At 74.1% G+C, this 19,236-nt stretch carries 16 protein-coding genes; 7 read left to right on the top strand and 9 right to left on the bottom strand.

The window, feature by feature from the left end; all coding sequences use genetic code 11:
- Positions 1-331: 331 nt before the first annotated feature.
- On the top strand, positions 332-1,006 hold the full coding sequence (locus tag ACIQOW_RS27520) for a TetR/AcrR family transcriptional regulator (protein WP_401089267.1): 675 nt from the start codon (positions 332-334) through the stop codon (positions 1,004-1,006).
- 5 nt (positions 1,007-1,011) lie between these two features.
- A complete protein-coding gene (locus ACIQOW_RS27515; protein ID WP_401089286.1) occupies positions 1,012-1,761 on the top strand; it encodes a TrmH family RNA methyltransferase in 750 nt (249 codons plus the stop codon).
- Between the two features lie 39 nt (positions 1,762-1,800).
- On the opposite strand, the gene ACIQOW_RS27510 is transcribed toward ACIQOW_RS27515, so the two are convergent.
- The 5 genes from ACIQOW_RS27510 to ACIQOW_RS27490 form a co-directional block, all read right to left on the bottom strand.
- Entirely contained in the window at positions 1,801-3,150 is a 1,350-nt protein-coding gene (locus tag ACIQOW_RS27510; RefSeq protein ID WP_401089265.1) for a peptidoglycan-binding protein, read from the bottom strand.
- A 216-nt stretch (positions 3,151-3,366) separates the two neighbouring features.
- On the bottom strand, positions 3,367-4,314 hold the full coding sequence (locus ACIQOW_RS27505) for a pyridoxamine 5'-phosphate oxidase family protein (protein ID WP_401089263.1): 948 nt from the start codon (positions 4,312-4,314) through the stop codon (positions 3,367-3,369).
- A 26-nt stretch (positions 4,315-4,340) separates the two neighbouring features.
- Complete coding sequence (locus ACIQOW_RS27500; protein ID WP_401089260.1) at positions 4,341-4,811, bottom strand: VOC family protein; 471 nt, start codon at positions 4,809-4,811, stop codon at positions 4,341-4,343.
- 276 nt (positions 4,812-5,087) lie between these two features.
- Entirely contained in the window at positions 5,088-6,095 is a 1,008-nt protein-coding gene (locus ACIQOW_RS27495) for an XRE family transcriptional regulator (protein ID WP_401089258.1), read from the bottom strand.
- Between the two features lie 284 nt (positions 6,096-6,379).
- Positions 6,380-8,560 (bottom strand): protease pro-enzyme activation domain-containing protein, encoded by a 2,181-nt coding sequence (locus tag ACIQOW_RS27490; RefSeq protein ID WP_401089256.1) that lies wholly within the window; start codon positions 8,558-8,560, stop codon positions 6,380-6,382.
- 244 nt (positions 8,561-8,804) lie between these two features.
- Here ACIQOW_RS27490 and ACIQOW_RS27485 point away from each other — a divergent pair, with 244 nt between their 5' ends.
- Positions 8,805-9,371, top strand: a complete 567-nt coding sequence (locus ACIQOW_RS27485; RefSeq protein ID WP_401089254.1) for a CGNR zinc finger domain-containing protein — start codon at positions 8,805-8,807, stop codon at positions 9,369-9,371.
- Between the two features lie 52 nt (positions 9,372-9,423).
- Here ACIQOW_RS27485 and ACIQOW_RS27480 read toward each other — a convergent pair whose 3' ends face one another.
- The 3 genes from ACIQOW_RS27480 to ACIQOW_RS27470 all read right to left on the bottom strand — a co-directional run bounded on the left by ACIQOW_RS27480 (position 9,424) and on the right by ACIQOW_RS27470 (position 14,226).
- A complete protein-coding gene (locus tag ACIQOW_RS27480; RefSeq protein WP_401089252.1) occupies positions 9,424-10,914 on the bottom strand; it encodes an FAD-dependent monooxygenase in 1,491 nt (496 codons plus the stop codon).
- A 178-nt stretch (positions 10,915-11,092) separates the two neighbouring features.
- Complete coding sequence (gene paaN, locus ACIQOW_RS27475) at positions 11,093-12,793, bottom strand: phenylacetic acid degradation protein PaaN (RefSeq protein ID WP_401089250.1); 1,701 nt, start codon at positions 12,791-12,793, stop codon at positions 11,093-11,095.
- A gap of 161 nt (positions 12,794-12,954) precedes the next feature.
- On the bottom strand, positions 12,955-14,226 hold the full coding sequence (locus tag ACIQOW_RS27470) for a hypothetical protein (RefSeq protein WP_401089248.1): 1,272 nt from the start codon (positions 14,224-14,226) through the stop codon (positions 12,955-12,957).
- A gap of 128 nt (positions 14,227-14,354) precedes the next feature.
- Here ACIQOW_RS27470 and ACIQOW_RS27465 point away from each other — a divergent pair, with 128 nt between their 5' ends.
- Positions 14,355-14,939: a TetR/AcrR family transcriptional regulator gene (locus ACIQOW_RS27465; protein WP_188297157.1), complete on the top strand. Its 585-nt coding sequence runs from the start codon at positions 14,355-14,357 to the stop codon at positions 14,937-14,939.
- 10 nt (positions 14,940-14,949) lie between these two features.
- Here ACIQOW_RS27465 and ACIQOW_RS27460 read toward each other — a convergent pair whose 3' ends face one another.
- On the bottom strand, positions 14,950-15,396 hold the full coding sequence (locus tag ACIQOW_RS27460) for an Lrp/AsnC family transcriptional regulator (protein ID WP_401089245.1): 447 nt from the start codon (positions 15,394-15,396) through the stop codon (positions 14,950-14,952).
- A gap of 165 nt (positions 15,397-15,561) precedes the next feature.
- Between ACIQOW_RS27460 and ACIQOW_RS27455 the strand changes: the two genes are divergently transcribed.
- Genes ACIQOW_RS27455 through ACIQOW_RS27445 form a run of 3 tightly spaced genes read left to right on the top strand, consistent with a single transcriptional unit; the run spans position 15,562 to position 19,033 of the window.
- Positions 15,562-16,701 (top strand): thiamine pyrophosphate-dependent dehydrogenase E1 component subunit alpha, encoded by a 1,140-nt coding sequence (locus tag ACIQOW_RS27455; protein ID WP_401089243.1) that lies wholly within the window; start codon positions 15,562-15,564, stop codon positions 16,699-16,701.
- Positions 16,701-17,702: an alpha-ketoacid dehydrogenase subunit beta gene (locus tag ACIQOW_RS27450; protein ID WP_401089241.1), complete on the top strand. Its 1,002-nt coding sequence runs from the start codon at positions 16,701-16,703 to the stop codon at positions 17,700-17,702. The genes ACIQOW_RS27455 and ACIQOW_RS27450 overlap by 1 nt, the downstream gene beginning before the upstream one ends.
- Positions 17,702-19,033: a dihydrolipoamide acetyltransferase family protein gene (locus ACIQOW_RS27445; RefSeq protein ID WP_401089284.1), complete on the top strand. Its 1,332-nt coding sequence runs from the start codon at positions 17,702-17,704 to the stop codon at positions 19,031-19,033. Before ACIQOW_RS27450 ends, ACIQOW_RS27445 begins: the two co-directional genes overlap by 1 nt.
- Positions 19,034-19,236 lie beyond the last annotated feature (203 nt).

Below are 19,236 nucleotides of genomic sequence, written 5' to 3'. Positions count from 1 at the left end.
GGTGGCAGTCTGAAAATCACCCGTCACGCCCCTCTCCGGGCCACCCCCTGCGCCGCCCCCGCCCGCGGCGCGTCCCTCTCGCCGGGGAGGGAGGGAGGAAAGGGTGGGTGGGTGGGAACAGGAGGAAAGGGTGGGTGGGCGGGAACAGGGGGACAGGTGGGTGGGTGGGAACAGGTGGGTGGGTGGGAACAGGGGGAGGGCACTGGGGGCAGGGGCAGGGGCAGGGGCAGGGGCTGGGGGAAGGGCGGATGTGCGGATATTCGGAGAGATTTTCTCCGAGTGGCGCGGCGCTAGCATGGGGGAGAGATTTTCTCCGGTTAGGGAGTTGTGGATGAGGGCCGACGCGGAACGCAGCCGGCGCAGGATTCTGGACGCCGCCTGCGAGGTGTTCCTGGAACGGGGGCCGGATGCCCCGCTGGACGCGGTGGTCCGGCGGGCCGGGGTCGGTCCGGCCACGCTCTACCGGCGCTTCCCCGACCGGGAGGCGTTGGTCCGCGCGCTGGTCATCGACCTGCTGGGGCGGCTTGCCGGGGCGGCCGAGGAGGCGCGGGGTGCCGAGCCGGATCCGTACCTGGCGCTGCGCCGTTTTGTGCACGCCGCCGCCGATCTGCGGATGGGCGCGGCGATCGTGGTGCTGCTGGAGCGCCTGGTGGTGGACGAGGAGCTGGTCGCCGTCCGCCGGGGCGCGGTGACCGCTGTGGAGGGGCTGCTGGCGGCCGCGCGGGAGGCCGGGCGGCTGCGTCCCGACGTCGGGATGGGGGACCTGGTGCTGCTCTGCGTCCGGGTGTCCCGTCCGCTGCCGGGTGGCTTGGCGGCCCTGGACGCGGACGGCTCGCTGGTCCACCGGCACCTGGACCTCGCGCTGGCCGGTCTCGCCGCGGCCCCGGACGGCCCGCCGGGCCGGGCGCTCGGCTTCGACGAGGTGATCGCCGCCGCCGGACGTCCCGGTGAACCGGTGCCGGAGGCCGGGGACAAGGCGGCGAAGCAAGTGGAGACGGGTGCGTGAGCGGCGTGGACGACGAGCTGGTGCGGGTGTGGCGGGCGGCCGAGCGGGAGCCGGGGGCGGTGCTGCTGGACGGCTTCCACGTGCTGAAGCACGCGCTGCGGTTCGGGGGGGACGTGCGGCGGGTGCTGACCGCGGACCGGGGGGCCCTGCTGGGGTTGGCGGGTGAGCTGGCGCCGGATGTCGTTCCGGCGCTGGACGGGCTCGCGGTGGAGCTGCCGGAGGGGGTGCTGCGGACGCTGGCGCCCCGGTTGCATCCGACCGGGGTGATCGCGCTGGCCGGGCGGCCCTCCCCCGAGGCGAACCGGGCGGTGCTGGAGCGGCGGCCGCGGCGGGCGCCGGTGGTGCTGCTGGAGAATCCGCGCAACCTGGGGAACGTGGGGGCGGTGATCCGGCTGGCGGCGGGGTTCGGTGCCGCCGGGGTGGTGACCACCGGGGACCTGGACCCGTGGCACCCGACGGTGCTGCGGGGCAGCGCGGGGCTGCACTTCGCGACCGCGGTCGAGCGGCTGGGTCTCGCCGAGTTGCCCGGCGGGCCGTTGTACGTACTGGATCCGGAGGGTGCGGACATTCGGGAGGTGCCGTTCCCGGACGACGCGCTGCTGGCCTTCGGCACCGAGCGGCACGGTGTCTCGGACGAGCTCAAGGCGCGGGCCGACCGGTTGGTGGCGGTGCCGATGCGGCCGGGGGTGTCCAGCTTCAACCTGGCGACCAGCGTGGCGATGGGCCTCTTCCACTGGATGTCGGGGAAGCGCTGAGGCGCGGTGCCCCGGTGGGCACCGCGCCTCGGCGGGGTGTCAGGAGAAGAGCCGGCGCCAGGTGTCGGGGCCGGGGTAGCCGTCGGCCTCGCCGCCGCGCCAGCCCTGGGCCTGCTGGAAGGCCTGGACGGCCCTGCGGTCGCTCTCGGTCCAGCGCGCGCCGGGGCCGACGCTGTACGAGCCGCCGAAGCCCTTGCGGACCAGCTGTTCGCCGAGCTGCCGGACGTGGTCGTTGTTCTGCCCGGGGCCGAAGTACTGCGGGCCGGGGAAGGCGGGGGCCCCGGTGACGGGCGGCGGCGGCAGCGGGGTGCCGCCGCCCCCGCCGCCCCCGCCGTCGATGTTGCGGCCCTTGCCGTTGACCAGGTAGTCCCAGGTGTCCTTGCCGGGGATGCCGTCGGCCTCGCTGCCGCGCCAGCCCTGGGCCTGTTGGAAGGCCTGGGTGGCCCTGCGGTCGCTCTCGGTCCAGCGCGGGCCGGGGCCCGAGGTGTAGTACGCGGCGCCGCCGCGCTGCACCAGCATCTGGCCGAGCTTGGTGACGTTCGCGTTGTTGGCGCCGGGGCCGAAGCTGCCGGCGCCGGGGAAGGCGGTCGAGGAACTGCCGCCGCCGCCGTTGCCGCCGGTGGACAGGCCGGTGTAGCGGTACGGGACGTAGGAGCCGGAGTTGTTCCAGTACGCGTACGGGGTGGAGCGCTTCTTGGTGGAGGGGCCGGTCTGCTCGTAGGCGATGTACTTGGTCCGGGAGGAGTCGGCCCAGCCGCCGAAGATCGTCACGTGCGAACCGGACTGTGGGCTGGCCGGGTTGTTGTAGATGAGGATGTCGCCGGGCTGGAGGTCGTTCTTGGCGATCCGCTCGGCGAAGTTCGGCAGGGTCCAGGTGGTCTGGCTGCTGTTCAGGCCCCAGGCCATCGAGACGAAGCCGGAGCAGTCCTGGCGGTAGCCGTCCGACCAGTAGCGGCTCATGCTGTACGGCACTCCCTGGTCGACCCAGGTCTGGGCGCGCTGGATGATCTGTGCCCGGGTGAGCGGCGCCGCGGCGGCGCGCGGGGCGGCGAAGGTGCGGGCGCCCGGTGCCTGGCCGTAGAGGCCGCTGACCTCGCCCTGGGGGGTCGGGGCGGACTGGGCGGCGCTGTTCCCGCCCGGCGTGGGGCTGGGGGCGGCGGTGGCGGAACCGGCGGCGGCCGCCCCGCCGCCGATCGCGGTGCCCACGGCGGCCATCAGGACGGCGGCCCGGCGGCGGACGCTGCGGGCGGCGGCGTGGCCGCCCTCGTGGACCGGCGCGGCGTGCAGCCGTGCGCGGCGGCGGGCACTGCAGCCCCCGCATATGCAGTCCTCCGCCGGTTCGACCTCGTCGAACTCCATGAGCGGGGACAGGGGGTCTGTAAGGGTCATGCTCCGCCTCTTTCCTGCGGTCTTTCCTGGTCGTCGCCTGACGACGGGACAGGAAGGGCCTTTCCCGGACCATTCCGCGTGTTATCCGGACCAAAGTCCCAAAGCGGGCGGGGTCCCGTCACGGTGGGTTAGGCCGAACGGGTGAGACCCGTTCGGCTTCCGGGCGTGGCGGGGGCCGCCGGGAGCGGTTAGGGTCCGAACGGACCTGAGGTGCGGTCAGCGCGGAATGGCGGCCGAGTACTCGGGTCCGGTCCAGGTCAGCGGGGTGGCGTCGACCAGCTCGACCACGCCGGTGACGGCCAGTTCGACCATCCGCTCGGCGCCGGGGACGCCCTGCCGGGCCTCCTCGGACCAGTCGGTGCGGGCCTCTCCGGTGACCAGCAGTGCCCCGCCGGTCTCCCAGTCGGGCAGCAGTAGGCCGGCTCGCGGGTCCAGCTCCAGGTTCCCGAGCGTCAGGAACATGCTGTTGCCCGGGTACTCGGGCCAGCGCAGCCGGTCCGGGGCCACCGGTGCCAGGAAGCCCGGGTACCCGCCGCGGTGCGAGGCGTCCACGCTGCCGTCCGGCCCGGTGCTGGCGACGAAGAAGGTGTCCGCGGTGGCCACCGTCAGGCGCTGGGCGGTGGTCAGCGCCCGACCGGTGGCGACCGCGCGGGGCGGTCCCGCGGCCGGGCGGTCGGCCGGGGTGCGGCGCTGGATGTACTTCGGGCAGTTGGCGACCACCTCGTCGGCGTGCACCAGCAGCCCGCCCCGGCCGTCCGGGACGGAACGGCCGTTGAGCCGCATCCGGCGCCGGCCGGCCGGGTCCAGCGCGATGGTGCCGACCCGGGCCGGGCGGGCCAGCGCGCCGGCCAGTGGATCGGCCCCGGCCGGGAGGGCGGCGACCGCCATGGTCCGCTCGTCCGGTGCCGACAGGAAGCCGGCCGGGCCGGCCAGCTGGGTGGCCCAGACCCGGCCCTCCGGGTCGGCGGCGCCGACGACCAGCATCCGGCGTTCGGCCAGGAAGCGGGCGGCGACCGCGGGGACGGTGCTGCGGATCGACCGTCCCGCGTGGTCGGCCCGTTCGGTCCGGCCGGCCCGGGCCTGGGCGGCCCGCTCGCCGGGGTGGTACGGCGTGCCGGGGCCGTTCGGCGTGCCGGGGCCGTTCGGCGTGTCGTCGGTGGTCACGGTGGGCTCCCCCGGTTCGCGACGGCCTAGAAGAAGCCGCAGGTCGGGGCGTCGGTGGTGGGGGCGGCGGCCTCGGTCGTGTCCACCCCGGTGCGGGTGTAGACCTCCAGCCGGATGCCGTCCGGGTCGGTGAAGAAGATGCCGCCGGAGGCCGAGCCCTCGCTGTGCGGGACGACGCCGTCGTAGGCGAACCCGGCGCCCAGCTCGCGCAGCAGCCGCTCGGTGGCGCGGATCTCGTCGAGGCTCTCGACCTCGAAGGAGAGGTGGTGCAGGCCGGGAGCGGCGGTGGCGAAGGCGCCCGCGCTCTGCTGCCAGAGCGTCACCACCAGGCGGCCGTCGCGGCCGAGCAGGGCGTAGCGGCGCTCGGGGTCGGTGCCCTCGGCGGTGATCTGGAGGCCGAACACGGCCCGGTAGAAGTCGACCGAGCGGGCCAGGTCGGTGACGTTCAGACCCACGTGGCCGGTCTGGAGGGTGCGGAGCTGGGTGGTGGTGGACATGCCTGGTCACTCCCGGAGGCTTCGACGCCCGGCGAGGCCATTGCCTAACCGGTAATAGCGAGAGTAGGAGTTAGGTGATGCAGCGTCAACCGGTTCGAGGCGTCGGACCGGTCGGGTGCGGCATGCGAAAGCCGAAAGCCCCGCCGGACCGTCAGGTCGGGCGGGGCGCGGTAGGGGTGTGGGAGGGAGGGAGGGGTTTGGGAGGCAGGGGTGTGGGAGGCGGCGAGGGAGAGGCGGGGCGGGGCGGGGCGGAGGGGTGCAAGGGGGGAGCCGCTGCTACGCCCACTCCCAGCGGATGCCGATGTGGCCGGGCTGCTGGTCCGGGGCCAGGACGTGGGCGCTCGCCGAGGCGCCGATCCACAGCTGTTCGCGGCGGTGGTCGACGTCGGCGCCCGGCTCGCGGTCGTAGCGCTCGCAGTGCGCCGGGACGGCCGCCGGGTCGAAGTGCACCTGGAGCACGTACTCGCGCACCGGGGTGGCGAAGCGGCGGCTGTACTCCAGGGTCGGGCCGCCGGGCGGGATCTCCACCTCGTACTCGAAGACCGTGCTGTCGCCGAGGCCCAGCGGGCGGTCCAGCATCAGCTCGCCGACGGTCAGCCCGGCCTCAGGGCGGCGGCGCACCCGGCCCAGCCGGCCGTGCCGCACCGCGGTGATCTCCGGGCAGCCGGCCGCCTCCTCGTCGGCCATGTGCACCACCAGGCAGCGGCCGACGCCGCCGACCGTGGCGCGCACCACCTGGCGCATCCGCAGCAGGTTGCCGCGCCGCTCGGCGTCCACGTAGTAGGAGTCGTGGATGCTCAGGCGCTCCAGCTCGCCGGCCGGCGGGGCGTTCAGCTCGGCGAAGATGTTGGCGATCTCCTGCTCGCCCGGCCAGACGTCCTCCAGCCCGAGGTGGCAGGTGTTGGCCGCGGCGGCCCAGCGGCCGCGCGGGCGCGGCGGGCCGAGCAGGGAGGAGAGCGCGCTGTGCGGCAGGCCGAGCAGTTCCTCCAGCAGGTGGACGGCGCGCAGTGAGCTGGCCCGCTCGGGCTGGCTGCGGCCGCGCCGCCAGTAACTGAGGGTCGTGACGCTGACCCTGACGCCGCGCCCGGCGAGGGCGGCGCGGATGCGGTCCAGGCTGAGGCCGCTGGCCTCGATGGCCAGGTGCAGGGTGTCCGCGAAGCCGCCGACGGGGGTGAGCCGTCCCGGGGGCGGTGCGGCGGGGGCCGGGCCTGCCGGGCCGGTGTGCTCCGTGTGCGACCCGACCAGTCGCAGCCGAGCGGCGTCCTGAGGCTGCTGTGCGGCCATGCGGTGACCCTCCCCACCAGGTGAGTTCGGTGCGACCGGGCCGACGCCGGGGCGCGCCCCCAGCGGCTTCACCGAGCTTTGGGGAACCCTACGCACGGTCGAGAGGCTACGTCATCAGTCGTGCGTATGACAGTGGTCACGGTCGGTGGACCGAAGGGTTGACGATCAAGAAACAGCCCGGAAACACGCGCTTCGCGGCGCCGGGACGGCCGGGCGCGCGACACCGCCGGGGCGGGCCCTGACGGCGCCGCCCCGGCGGGGGTCCTGTGGTGCTGCCGGCGGTGTCAGCCGACGTTCAGCGCGACGTCGTCGATCACGAAGCCGGTCTGGAGCGAGGAGTCCTCGGTGCCGGTGAACTTGACGGTCACGGTCTGGCCGGCGAAGGAGGTCAGGTCCAGGGCGCGCTGGACGTAACCGGCGGCGGCGTCCGCGTTGGAGTAGGTCGCCAGCGTGGTGCCGTTGGCCTGGACGGTCAGCTTGTCGTACGCGGTGGAGCCGGTCTCCGCGGTGTCGACGTGCAGCCAGAAGGTCAGCTTGGCGGAGGCGCAGCCGGCCGGGATCGAGACGGTCTGCGCCATGGTGTCGGTGTGGGTCGAGCCGTAGCCGTCCATCCAGGCCTTCCAGCCGCCCGAGTGGGCCAGCTGGGAGGAGCTGTTGTCGACGACGCCGCTGGAGGCGGTCCAGGGGGCGGCGGTGCCGCTCTCGAAGCCGCCGTTGGCGACCAGCTGGGCGGCGGTGCAGCCGCCGGACGGCGGGGTGGTGCCGCCGCCGAGCAGGGCGGTGGTCAGCGCGTCGGCGACCGGGGAGCCCCAGCCGGTGACCTGGTCGTAGCCGGTCCTGGCGGGGAAGTCCTGGTTGGCGCCGCTGGTCACGTCGTGGAAGGTGCTGCCGTAGCCGCTGCCGTTCGCGACCGCGTACAGCCGGGGGCTCGCCTCGCCGAGGGCGGGCTGCCCGGCGGCCTTGGCCTTCTGGTCGAACTGGGCCGCGTAGCCGGACCAGAGCGGCGCGGCGGCGCTGGTGCCGCCGTAGACCTGCCAGCTGCCGGCGGTGTAGATCGCGAAGCCGCTGGCCGGGTCGGCGTCGGAGGAGACGTCGGGGACGGTGCGCATGGTGCCGCCGACGCCGGTGCCGGTCTGCCAGCTCGGCTTGGCGAACACGGTGGAGACGCCGCCGCCGGCGGTGCTCCAGGCGCTCTCCGAGGAGTAGGTGTTGCTGCCGGAGACCTTGAGGTTGGTGCCGCCGACGCCGGTCTGGTGGGGACTGGAGGCCGGGAAGTCGACGGCCTTGACGGTCGAGCCGCTGGTGGAGCGGGTGCAGTCGCGGGAGCCGTCGTCGCCGGAGGCGGAGAAGATCGAGATGCCCTGGGCGGCGGCCTGCTTGAAGGCGTTGTCGACCGCGGTCATCGAGGAGGCGGTGGTGTCGGGCTCGCAGGAGCCCCAGGAGATCGAGATGACCGAGACCCGGTTGTCGGTCACGATCTTGTTGGCCATGTCGATCTCGCCCTGGTCGCTGTTGGGCGCCTCGTAGACCAGCTGGGTGGCCTTGGGTGCCGCGCCGCGGACGATCTCGCTGTCCAGCTCGACCTCGCCCTGGCCCTGGCCGGGGGCGGAGTCGTAGGAGGCGCCGTCCACCGACACGGTGGTGACGGCCGGGCCGGTCAGCCCGTACTGGGCGTCGTAGGTGGTCAGGTTCGAGGACTTGTAGCCGTCGAACTCCCACAGCGCGACCGTGGTGCCGGTGCCGTCCGCGCCGGTCTTGTTGAGGTTGTAGGCGCCGGTGTACTGGGCCGGGGCCATGCCGCTCGGGGTGGAGTTCGGGGTGGAGTTCGGGGTGGAGTTCGCGGTGCCGGGAGTGACCGCGCTCGGCGTGGCCAGCCGGTTCTTGCGCACCGCGTGGTTGTCCAGGCCGCTGACGCCCTGGACCACGGCGGCCAGGTCGGAGGGGATCGAGGCGGCGGCGTCGTTGGCGAAGAAGGCGCGCTGGAGCTGCGGGTCGAGGTACGCGCTCTCGTGCGTGCCGAAGGCCTGGGAGACCTGGGCGGTGGTGCCGTGGGCGTTCACCGCCTGGCGGTTGGCGCTCACCTCGGTGACGGTCAGGCCCTGCTGGGCCAGGTAGGCCTTGACCTGGTCGACGGCGGCCTGGGTCGGGCCGAACCGCGCGGTGAACTGCTCGGGCGTCAGGTAGTGGCCGTACTCCGGGGTGCCCGGGGTGGCGACCGCGGTGAGGAGGCGGTCCAGGGCGTCCTGGTCGCGCAGCTTCAGGCTGACGGACACCGAGATCTGCTGCGCGGCCGGGACGTCGCCCTTCTTCTCCGAGTGGGCCACCGCGGGGTTCACGGTGTTCGGCAGGGCGACGCGCGGGGTGGCGTTGGGAGTGGCGGCCTGCGCGGTGGAGACACCGAGCGAGACGGCGGTCAGCGGCAGCACGGCTATCGCCGCGGCGAGGGCAAGGGAGCGGGGGCGCAACGGATCCTCCTCTGGCCGGCTGTGGGGGCCGGCAAGGGACCAGGCGTTCAGGGGGTCGAGAACGCTGGCTCGAACATGACAGAACCCGTGTGCGAAATGACTCATGGCCAGGCAATTCGTTGCTAAAAAACAGTCAACTGTGGAGGGCGGGGAACCCGGCGGTTCCATACGGTGAATGACGGCGTCCCGGGCCGCTCCCGGCCGTCCGGGCGCCCGTAGAATCGGACCGGGCCGAGGGAGGACGATGACTGAGGTGCAGCCGGATCCGCGGGACCCGCGGCCGCTGATCGGCGAGCCGCTCGCGATCGACCTGCTCAACACGCGCTGGGCCGGAACACCCGTCAACGACCTGCTCACCGGTGTCGAGGGGTACGCGATCTGGCTCTCCTCCGCCGGGCTGAGCGCGCGCTGCGCGGCCGACGAGGCGGGGCTCGCGGCGATCCGGCAGACCCGCGAGGCGGTCCTGCTGGCCGCCCGGGACGCCCGCGAGCGGGGCGGCCTGGGCGCCGCGGCGCGGGACGGGCTGGACGCGGTGCTGGCGCACGGACGGATCCGGCGGACGGCGGGGCCCGACGGGGCCGAGGAACTGGTCGAGACCGACCGGCCGCAGTGGCTGGCGCCCTGGCTGGCGGCGGACGGCTTCCTCGCGCTGCTCGGCCAGGGGGCGCACCGGGTCAGGCAGTGCGCGCACGAGGCGTGCATCCTGCACTTCTTCGACACCTCGCAGAACGGGCGCCGGCGGTGGTGCCGGATGGCGGTGTGCGGGAACCGGGCGAAGGCCGCGCGGCACTACGAGAGGGCGCGGGGCTGACCGGCGGCCGGGCGCGGGCGGGCGCGGTGGGCCGCGCCCGCCCCGGGGACGGTCAGGCCGGGGTGCCGAGCCAGCCGGTGAGGGCGGTGCGCAGCTCGCCCTGGCCGGGGTCGACGGAGGCCCAGGCGACGTAGCCGTCCGGGCGGATCAGCAGGACGGTGTCGCGCAGCTTGCCGTGCGGGTCGGCGGGGGCGGCGCAGACCAGCCGGTCCGCCCAGGGCTCGGCGGCGGCCAGCTCGTCATTGCTGACCAGGACGAACCTGCCCGCGCGCAGCGCCTCGTAGAGCCGCTCGGGGGCGGCCGGGGCGCCCTCGACGGGCCTGCTCAGGGCGGTCAGCCGCAGGTCGGGCACGCGCTTGCCGACCTGCGGGTGGGCGTCCTTGGGAGCGGGGTAGGAGATGCCGATGCCGGAGACCAGCCGGGCGCCGCGCTCGGTGACCGGGTCGAGGTGGCTGCCCAGCGCGGTGAGCGCCCCGCGCAGGGCGCGGGTGGGGGCGGACTCGGCGAGCGCCAGCCGGATCAGCGCGCCCGAGGTGCGCAGGACGGTCCTGCCGACCGGGTGCCGCTCGGTCTGGTAGGTGTCCAGCAGCGCGTCGGTGGTGTGGCTCCGGAGCGCTGCGGCGAGCTTCCAGGAGAGGTTGGCGGCGTCCTGGAGGCCGGTGTTCATGCCCTGGCCGCCGGCCGGGGAGTGGCAGTGCGCGGCGTCGCCGGCCAGGAAGACCCGGCCGGAGCGGTAGTTGGGGGCCTGTCGTTCGTCGCTGTGGAAGGTGGAGCTCCAGCGCACCTCGTGCAGGCCGTAGTCCTCGCCGAGGATGGCCCGGGTGAGGGCGGTGAGCTGCTCGGGCGTGGGGGTGGTGCCGTCCGGGTAGCGCTCCTCACGGTCCCAGGCGATGATCCTGGACCAGCCGTCGCCGAACGGGGCGATGAACGCGAAGCCGGCCTGGTTGGCGCCGACGGTGATCGCCTGGCCTGGCTCGCGCTCCAGCCGGACGTCGGCCAGCACCACCGAGTCGACCACCGACTCACCGGGGAACGGGATGCCCAGCAGGTCGCGGACGGTGGAGTGGACGCCGTCGGTGGCGACCGCGTACGCGGCGCGGTGGCTGCCGCCGTCGCGGGTCTCCAGGGTGACGCCCTCGGCGTCCTGGCGCAGTCCGGTGACCTCGGCGCCGCGCAGCACCGTCGCGCCGGCCTTCTCCGCGCGCTCCAGCAGCAGCCGTTCGACGTTGTACTGCGGGGTGATCAGGACGAACGGGAAGCGGGTCGGCAGTGAGCCGAGGTCGACGCCGAAGCGGTCGAACATCCTCAGCTCGCCGAGCGGACGGCCGGTGGCGATCAGCCCCTCGGCCAGGCCCCGGGCGTCCAGCAGCTCCAGGCTGCGGGCGTGCACGGCGAACGCCCGGGTGAGGTTGGACTCGGCGGCCCGCTTCTCCAGCACGGTGACGCCGACCCCGGCGGCGGCGAGGTCGCCGGCCAGCAGCAGTCCGGTCGGTCCGGCACCGACGATCAGGACGTCGGTTTCGGTCGTCGGCTTCACGGCCATGTATCAGCTCCCGTTGCTCAAAGGGCGGTCGGACGCCGTTCCCGGCGTTCTCCCAGCCTCCATCATCGCGGGCGCTGCCGGAGGTGTGAACCGCCGGGCCCCGGAGCCGTGAACCGCCGGGCCCCGGCGGTGGGTGACCGCCGGGGCCCGGGTCCGTCCCAGGGGGTGCCGGACCGGCTCAGGAGTGCCGGCGGATCTCCACGGTGCGGAACCGGTTGGCGACGAACGCGCCGTCGCAGTACGCGGAGTTGGCGGCCGGGTTGGCGCCGGTGCCGTGCAGGTCGGAGAAGGCGGCGGTCTGGTTGGGGTAGACCCCGCCGGTCAGGTTGAGCGAGAGCGAGACTCCGGAGTCCAGCGCGGCCTCGACCAGCAGCGCCTCCACCTCGGGCGAGGTGGTGTAGCCGGACGCGGTCATGGCGCCCTTCTCGCGGACCGTGGTGCGCAGCAACTCGACGGCGGCGGCGGTGGATTCGACGGCGACGGCGAAGGAGACCGGGCCGAAGCACTCGCTGCGGAAGACCGCGCGGTCGTCCGGCTTGTCGGCGTCCAGCCTGACCAGCGCGGGGGTGCGGACGGTCGCGCCGGGGAAGTCCGGCGAGGTCACCGCGCACGGGGCGAGGGCGAGTTCGCCGTACTCGCCGCCGGCCGCGGCGACCGAGCGCTGGAGCACGCCGGGGTTGACCACGGCGCCGAGGACGGCGGCGGCGCGGGCGTCGTCGGAGAGCAGGCCCTCGATCGCGCCGGCCAGGTCGGTGACCACCTGGTCGTAGGACTTGTCGCCCTGGTCGGTGGCGATGCCGCCGCGCGGGATCAGCACGTTCTGCGGGGTGGTGCACATCTGGCCGCTGTAGAGGGAGAGCGCGAAGGCCAGGTTGCCCAGCATGCCCTTGTAGTCGTCGGTGGAGTCGATCACCACCGCGTTGACGCCGGCCTTCTCGGTGTACACCTGCGCCTGCCCGGCGTGCTCCTCCAGCCATTCGCCGAAGGCGGTGGAGCCGGTGTAGTCGATCAGCTTGATCTCGGGGCGGACGGCGAGCGCCGCGGCGACGGTGCCGCCCTCGTGCTCGGCGGCCAGGACGACCAGGTTCGGGTCGAAGCCGGCCTCGGCGAGCACCTCGCGGGCGATCCGCACGGTCAGTGCGAGCGGCAGCACGGCCCGCGGGTGCGGCTTGACCAGCACCGGGTTGCCGGTGGCCAGGGAGGCGAACAGACCGGGGTAGCCGTTCCAGGTGGGGAAGGTGTTGCAGCCGATCAGCAGCGCGAGGCCGCGCGGGACGACGGTGAACTCCTTGGTCATCACCAGCGGGTCGCGCTTGCCCTGCGGCTTGGTCCAGCCGGCCTGCCGAGGCAGCCGGGTCTGCTCGGCGTACGCGTAGGTGACGGCCTCCAGGCCGCGGTCCTGGGCGTGCGGGCCGCCGGCCTGGAAGGCCATGCCGTAGGCCTGTCCTGTGGTGTGCATGACGGCCTGGGCGAACTCGTGGGAGCGGGCGTTGATCCGGTGCAGGATCTCCAGGCAGACGGCGGCGCGCTCCAGCGGGCTCGCGGCGGCCCAGCCGGGGCGGGCGGCGGTGAGCGCGGCGATCAGCGCGTCCGGGTCGGCGTGCGGGTAGCCGATGCCCAGCTCGACGCCGTACGGGGAGGCCTCGCCGCCGACCAGGTCGCCGTCGGCGGGGTGGCCCGCCAGGGCGAAGGGCTCGCCGAGCAGGGCGTCGAAGGCGGCCTTGCCGTCCGCGGGGCCGCTCTCGCCGTACGCCTTCGGGAACTCGGGGTAGGGCGACCAGTAGTCGCGTGCGGCGGCGGCGGCCAGCGCGGCGTCCAGGGTGGCCTGGTGGCGCTCGACCAGCTCGCTGACGAGGGGGTGGGTGACCGCTGCGGACATCTGTGCGCTCCTCGGAGGGCCTCGGAAAGCAGGACGGGACACGCCCAGAGTAACCGAACGATCGGTCGGCTCACGAGGGTGCGGGGCGGGGAATCCGGGCAAACGGACGGGGGCGCGTCCGTGGTGGACGCGCCCCCGTGCGGGTGCCTGGTGATCCGGGTCTACGGCACGCCGAGCTCGAAGATGACGTACCCGGCGTACCAGCCGGAGGCGACCGCTCCGGTGCCCAGGACGGTGGCCAGCACCGGCAGGCTCAGCCTGCGCAGTCCCACCGCCAGCGCGATGAACAGCGGGAACGCCGGCAGCAGGTAGCGCGAGACGTTGCCGAAGATGCCCAGGCTGCCGAGCACCGAGACGATCGTGGCCAGCGTGTAGGCGGTCAGCACCAGCGGCGGGCGCAGCCGGATCAGCAGCGCGATCAGCGCCGGCAGGCTGAGCACGATCAGGGTGGCGAACACGTCGGGCACCCCGAAGGCGAAGGGGTAGTCGTTGCGGCCCAGCAGCACCCCGCGGACCGCGTGCCAGGTGCCCTGCCCCCAGTCGAAGTAGTGCAGCCAGGCGTCGTGCTGGAGACGGAAGTAGCCGCCCCACTCGCCGGTGCGCCAGCCCACCCAGCCGACGTAGCCGAGCAGGCCGACCGGGGCCAGCAGCATCGCGGCCAGCGGGCGCAGGACGCCGCTCTCCCGGCGGTACAGCTCGACCAGCGCGGCCAGGCCCACGGCGCCTATCAGTGCCGCCGAGGTGGGCCGGTTGAGCCCGGCGACCAGGGTGATCACCCCGGCCGCGACCCACTGCTTGGTCATCACGCAGTAGCAGGCCCAGGCGGCCAGCGCGACGAACAGGGAGTCCGAGTAGACCGCCCACTCGGCGCCCGAGCCCGGGGCGATCGCCCAGATCCCGGCCGCGATCACGCCCGAGCGCACGTCCCCGGTCAGCTTCTCCACCACGGCGTAGATGCCGGCCGCGGCGAACAGCGAGGCCACCACCGAGACCAGCATCCCGGCGCCGTACAGGCCGAGGCCGGTGACCTCGGAGACCCCGCGCATCAGGCCCGGGTAGAGCGGGAAGAAGGCGGCCGAGTTCTGCTCGATGCTGAAGCCGACCGGCCCGTTCGGGATCGGTACGATCGCCGGGTGGTACCCGAACTGGGCCACCTGCTGGTACCACCAGCCGTCCCAGCTGGCCACCACGTCCCAGGGGTTGGCGCCGCCGCCGAACCGGTCCGGCTTCTTCGCGTACTCGCCGGAGAAGGAGAGCAGCTTCATGAAGACGGTGAAGCCGACCAGCTTCAGCACCGCGTAGCACCACACCGCGGGACCGAAGCGGACGACCAGCGCCCGGCCGCGGTCCTGCCAGGTGCGCGCGGCGTCCTCCGGCCCTCCCTCGCTGCGCTGCTCGGGCACGTCGGAGGCGACTGCCGGTATTGCGTTCATCAGCCGTGGACCCCAGCCTGCTGGACGTGGACGGATCGTCCGCAGATTCTAGGGCCTGCGCCTCGGAAGTGGTGTGGACCAGCGGGCCCGATCGCGTACCGGCACGGACGGCCGGGGATACTCGGAGGATGGCCGATCACACCACGCGCACCGCCTACACCGTGGAGTCACTGCTCGCGGTGACCGTCGACGTCTTCAACGAGCGCGGCTACGACGGAACCTCGATGGAGGACCTGTCGCGGGCGGCCGGGATCTCCAAGTCCTCCATCTACCACCACGTGCGCGGCAAGGAGGAACTGCTGCGGCTGGCGGTCGGGCGGGCGCTGGACGGGCTGTTCGCGATCCTGGCCGAGCCGGCCGCGGTCGGGGGCCCCGCGGTGGAGCGGCTGGAGCACGTGGTGCGGCGCACCGCCGAGGTGCTGCTGGCGGAACTGCCGTACGTGACGCTGCTGCTGCGGGTGCGCGGCAACACGGCCACCGAGCAGTGGGCGCTGGAGCGCCGCCGGGACTTCGACCACCAGGTCGCCGAGCTGCTGCGGGCGGCGGTCGCGGACGGCGCGCTGCGCTCGGACGTGGAGCCGCGGCTGGCCACCCGGCTGCTGTTCGGGATGATCAACTCGATCGTGGAGTGGTACCGGCCGGGCCTCAAGTCCGCCGACGGCGTCGCGGACGCGGTGGTCCACCTGGCCTTCGACGGGCTGCGGGCGCGCTGACCGGCGCGCCTCAGTCGGGCGGCACCTGGTCCGTCTCCTCGAAGATCAGCATGGTGCGGGTGCCGAGCACCTGGGGGATGGACTGGATGCTGCCCAGCACCAGCTCCCGCAGCGCCTTGTTGTCGGCGGTGTGCACCAGCAGCAGGACGTCGAAGTCCCCGCCGACCAGCGCGATGTGCGCCACCCCCGGCAGCTCCAGCAACTGCTCGCGCACCGTCCGCCAGGAGTTCTGGACGATCTTCAGGGTGACGTACGCGGACGCGGCCTGACCTGCCCGTTCGTGGTCCACCCTGGCGGTGAAGCCGCGGATGATGCCGTCCTCGACCATCCTGGAGATCCGGGCGTACGCGTTCGCCCGGGACACGTGCACCCGCTCGGCCACCGAGCGGATGGAGGCGCGGCCGTCCTGTTGCAGCAGCCGCAGGATCGACCGGTCGACCCGGTCGAGTCTGGACATCTGTTCAGCCGACATGACCCCCCACCCTCCCCGATTGGACGTACTGCCCCCAGTCGACCGCCCGGCAGGCCGAATGTCCACCACCTTGTCACGCTTCTGGTCAAGATGAACAGACGACCGAACAATCGGTAGGGAGCCCCCCGCGACCCCTGGAGGTGCCCCGAGATGACCGTTCTCGACCACAGACACCGCACGCCGGTGCCCGGCTGGATGCCCGGGGCCACCGCCCCGCGCACCGATCCGGCCCCGCTCCTCCCGGACCTCTCCCCCGTCCGGGTGCTGGGCACCCCCGCGCTGGAGAAGCACGACCCGGCCCTGCTGCGCGAGCTCCACCGGCGCCTGGTCGTCGGCCGCCGGTACAACCAGCAGGCCACCACCCTCACCAAGCAGGGCAGGCTCGCCGTCTATCCGGCGTCCACCGGCCAGGAGGCCTGCCAGGTCGCCGCCGCGCTGGTGCTCGGCGAGCACGACTGGCTCTTCCCCAGCTACCGCGACACCCTCGCCGTGGTCTCCCGGGGCGTCGACCCGCTGGAGGCGCTGACCCTGCTGCGCGGCAACGCCCACACCGGCTACGACCCGCGGGCCAGCCGCACCGCCCCGCTCAGCACCCCGCTCGCCACCCAGGCCCCGCACGCCGTCGGGCTGGCGCACGCCGCCCGGCTGCGCGGCGAGCCGGTGGTCGCGCTGGCGATGCTCGGCGACGGCGGCACCAGCGAGGGGGACTTCCACGAGGCGCTGAACTTCGCGGCCGTGCTGAACGCCCCGGTGGTCTTCCTGGTGCAGAACAACGGCTACGCGATCTCCGTCCCGCTCAGCGCGCAGTCCGCCGCCCCGAGCCTGGCCCACAAGGCCGTCGGCTACGGCATGCCGGGCCGGCTGGTGGACGGCAACGACGCGCCCGCCGTGCACGCGGTGCTGACCGAGGCGGTCGAGCGGGCCAGGGCCGGCGACGGCCCGACCCTGGTCGAGGCGCTGACCTACCGGATCGAGGCGCACACCAACGCCGACGACGCGACCCGCTACCGCACCGAGCCCGAGGTGGCCGCCTGGCGGGAGCACGACCCGGTCCTGCTGATGGAGCGCGCGCTGCGCGGACTCGGCCTGCTGGACGACCGGCTGGTGCAGGAGGCGGCGGACGAGGCGGAGGCGCTGGCGGCCCGGATGCGGGCCGAGTTCCACGCCGACCCGGAGCTCGACCCGATGTCGCTGTTCGCCCACGTCTTCGCCGAACCGACCCCGCAACTGCGCGAGCAGGCAGCCCAGTTGGCCGCCGAGCTGGCCGCCGAGGCGGAGGTGGCCGACTGATGGGCACGGCGACCTCGACCCGGACCGCCTCCATGGCGCAGGCGCTCAACTCCGCGCTGCGGGACGCCATGCGCGAGGACCCGGCGGTGCACGTGCTCGGCGAGGACGTCGGCGCGCTCGGCGGCGTCTTCCGGATCACCGACGGCCTCACCGCCGAGTTCGGCCCCGACCGCTGCCTGGACACCCCGCTGGCCGAGGCCGGCATCCTCGGCACCGCGATCGGCATGGCGATGTACGGGCTGCGCCCGGTGGTCGAGATGCAGTTCGACGCCTTCGCCTACCCGGCGCTGGAGCAGCTGTTCTCGCACGTCGCCAAGATGCGCAACCGCACGGCGGGCAGGCTCCCGCTGCCGATCACCGTCCGCATCCCGTACGGCGGCGGCATCGGCGGCGTCGAGCACCACAGCGACGCCTCGGAGGCGTACTACGCCGCCACCCCCGGCCTGCACGTGGTGACGCCGGGGACGGTCGCCGACGCGTACGGGCTGCTGCGCGCCTCGATCGCCTCCGACGACCCGGTGGTCTTCCTGGAGCCCAAGCGGCTCTACTGGGGCAAGGCCGGCTTCGACCCGGCGGCGCCGGTCGAGCCGATCGGCCGGGCGGTGCTGCGGCGCGCCGGCACCTCCGCCGTGCTGATCACCTACGGCCCCTCGCTGCCGGTCTGCCTGAAGGCGGCGGAGGCGGCGCAGGCCGAGGGCTGGGACCTCGCGGTGCTGGACCTGCGCACCCTGGTGCCGTTCGACGACGAGACGGTCTGCCGGGTGGTGCGCTCGCTCGGCCGGGCCGTGGTGGTGCACGAGGCGAGCGGCTTCGGCGGCACCGGCGCGGAGATCGCCGCCCGGGTCACCGAGCGCTGTTTCCACCACCTGGCCGCGCCGGTGCTGCGGGTCACCGGCTTCGACGTCCCGTACCCGCCGCCGATGCTGGAGCACCACCACCTGCCCGGGGTGGACCGGATCCTGGACGCGGTCGCCCGGCTCCAGTGGGAGGACCGAGGATGATGCCCGTCGTGCGGGAGTTCCGGCTGCCCGACCTCGGTGAGGGGCTCACCGGGGCGGAGGTGGTGCGCTGGATGGTCGAGGTCGGCGAGGTGATCGCGGTCGACCAGCCGGTGGTGGAGGTGGAGACCGCCAAGGCCGTGGTGGAGGTGCCCTGCCCGTACGGCGGGGTGGTCACCGCGCGGTACGGCGAGGCGGGCGAGGAGATCGCCGTGGGCGCGCCGCTGGTGACGGTCGCGGTGGCGTCGGGCGGGACGGCCGCTTCGCCGCCCTCGGCCTCGCCTGTTGCGTCGCCGTCCGCGGCCTCGTCGTCGCCCGCCGCCGAGGTCGAGCGGCCGCTGGTCGGGTACGGGGTCGCCGAGCCGGGCCGGGGCGGGCGGCGGCGCCGGGTCGGGGCTCCGGCCCCGGCCGGAGCCGGCGGTGTGGCCGTGGCCGTCCGGGCTCCGGCGGTGCCGGCCGGTCCCGCGGTGATGCCGGTGATCTCGCCGCTGGTGCGGCGGCTGGCCCGGGAGCAGGGGGTCGACCTGGCCGCGCTCACCGGGAGCGGGCCGGACGGGCTGATCATGCGGGCGGACGTCGAACGGGCGGTCGCCGCCGGGGTGGCGGACCCGGTGGTGGCGTCGGCGTCGGCGTCGGCTTCGGTGCAGGGTGGCGTCGTCCCGCTGCGCGGGCTGCGCAAGGCGGTGGCCGAGAAGCTCAGCCGCAGCCACCGGGAGATCCCGGCGGCGACCTGCTGGGTGGACGCGGACGCCACCGAACTCATGGCGCTGCGACGACAGTTGAACGCCACGCCGGGGCCGAAGGTGAGCGTGCTGGCACTGCTGGCGCGGATCTGCACGGTCGCGCTGGCGCGCTTCCCCGAACTCAACTCCTCGGTGACCGCCGACGGTTCTGGCATCGTCCGGTACCCGGCGGTGCACCTGGGGTTCGCCGCGCAGGGCGAGCGCGGCCTGGTCGTCCCGGTGGTGCGGGACGCGCAGGGCCGCAGTACCGAGCAACTCGGCGAGGAGCTGGCCCGGTTGACCGAGGCGGCGCGGGGCGGTGCGCTCACCCCCGCCGAACTGACCGGCGGCACCTTCACGTTGAACAACTACGGAGTGTTCGGCGTGGACGGCTCCACCCCGATCCTCAACCACCCCGAGGCGGCGATGCTCGGAGTCGGCCGGATCGTCGCCAAGCCGTGGGTCCACCAGGGGGAGTTGGCGGTCCGGGAGGTGACCCAGCTGTCGTTCACCTTCGACCACCGGGTCTGCGACGGGGGCACGGCGGGCGGCTTCCTGCGGTTCGTCGCGGACTGCGTCGAGCAGCCGGGGATGCTGCTGCGACAGCTCTGAGCAGGGCTTCGAGAGTACGGCTTCGAGTACGGCGCCGGGCGGTGCGGGCACGGTCGCCCTGGGTGTGCGGAGGGCCACCCAGGGCGACCGCGGGCCGGGGAGAGTAGCGCGTTCCCGGCCCGGTTGTCCGGGATTCGCGTGATTCGTCGGCCGCGCGGCCCTGGCGTGCCAGGCTGCCTGGGCGCCAGCAGGGACAAGCCAGG

It is taken from the genome of Kitasatospora sp. NPDC091335 (genome assembly GCF_044757205.1).
Lineage (GTDB): Bacteria > Actinomycetota > Actinomycetes > Streptomycetales > Streptomycetaceae > Kitasatospora.
This window is presented reverse-complemented; position numbering and strand designations above follow the sequence as displayed.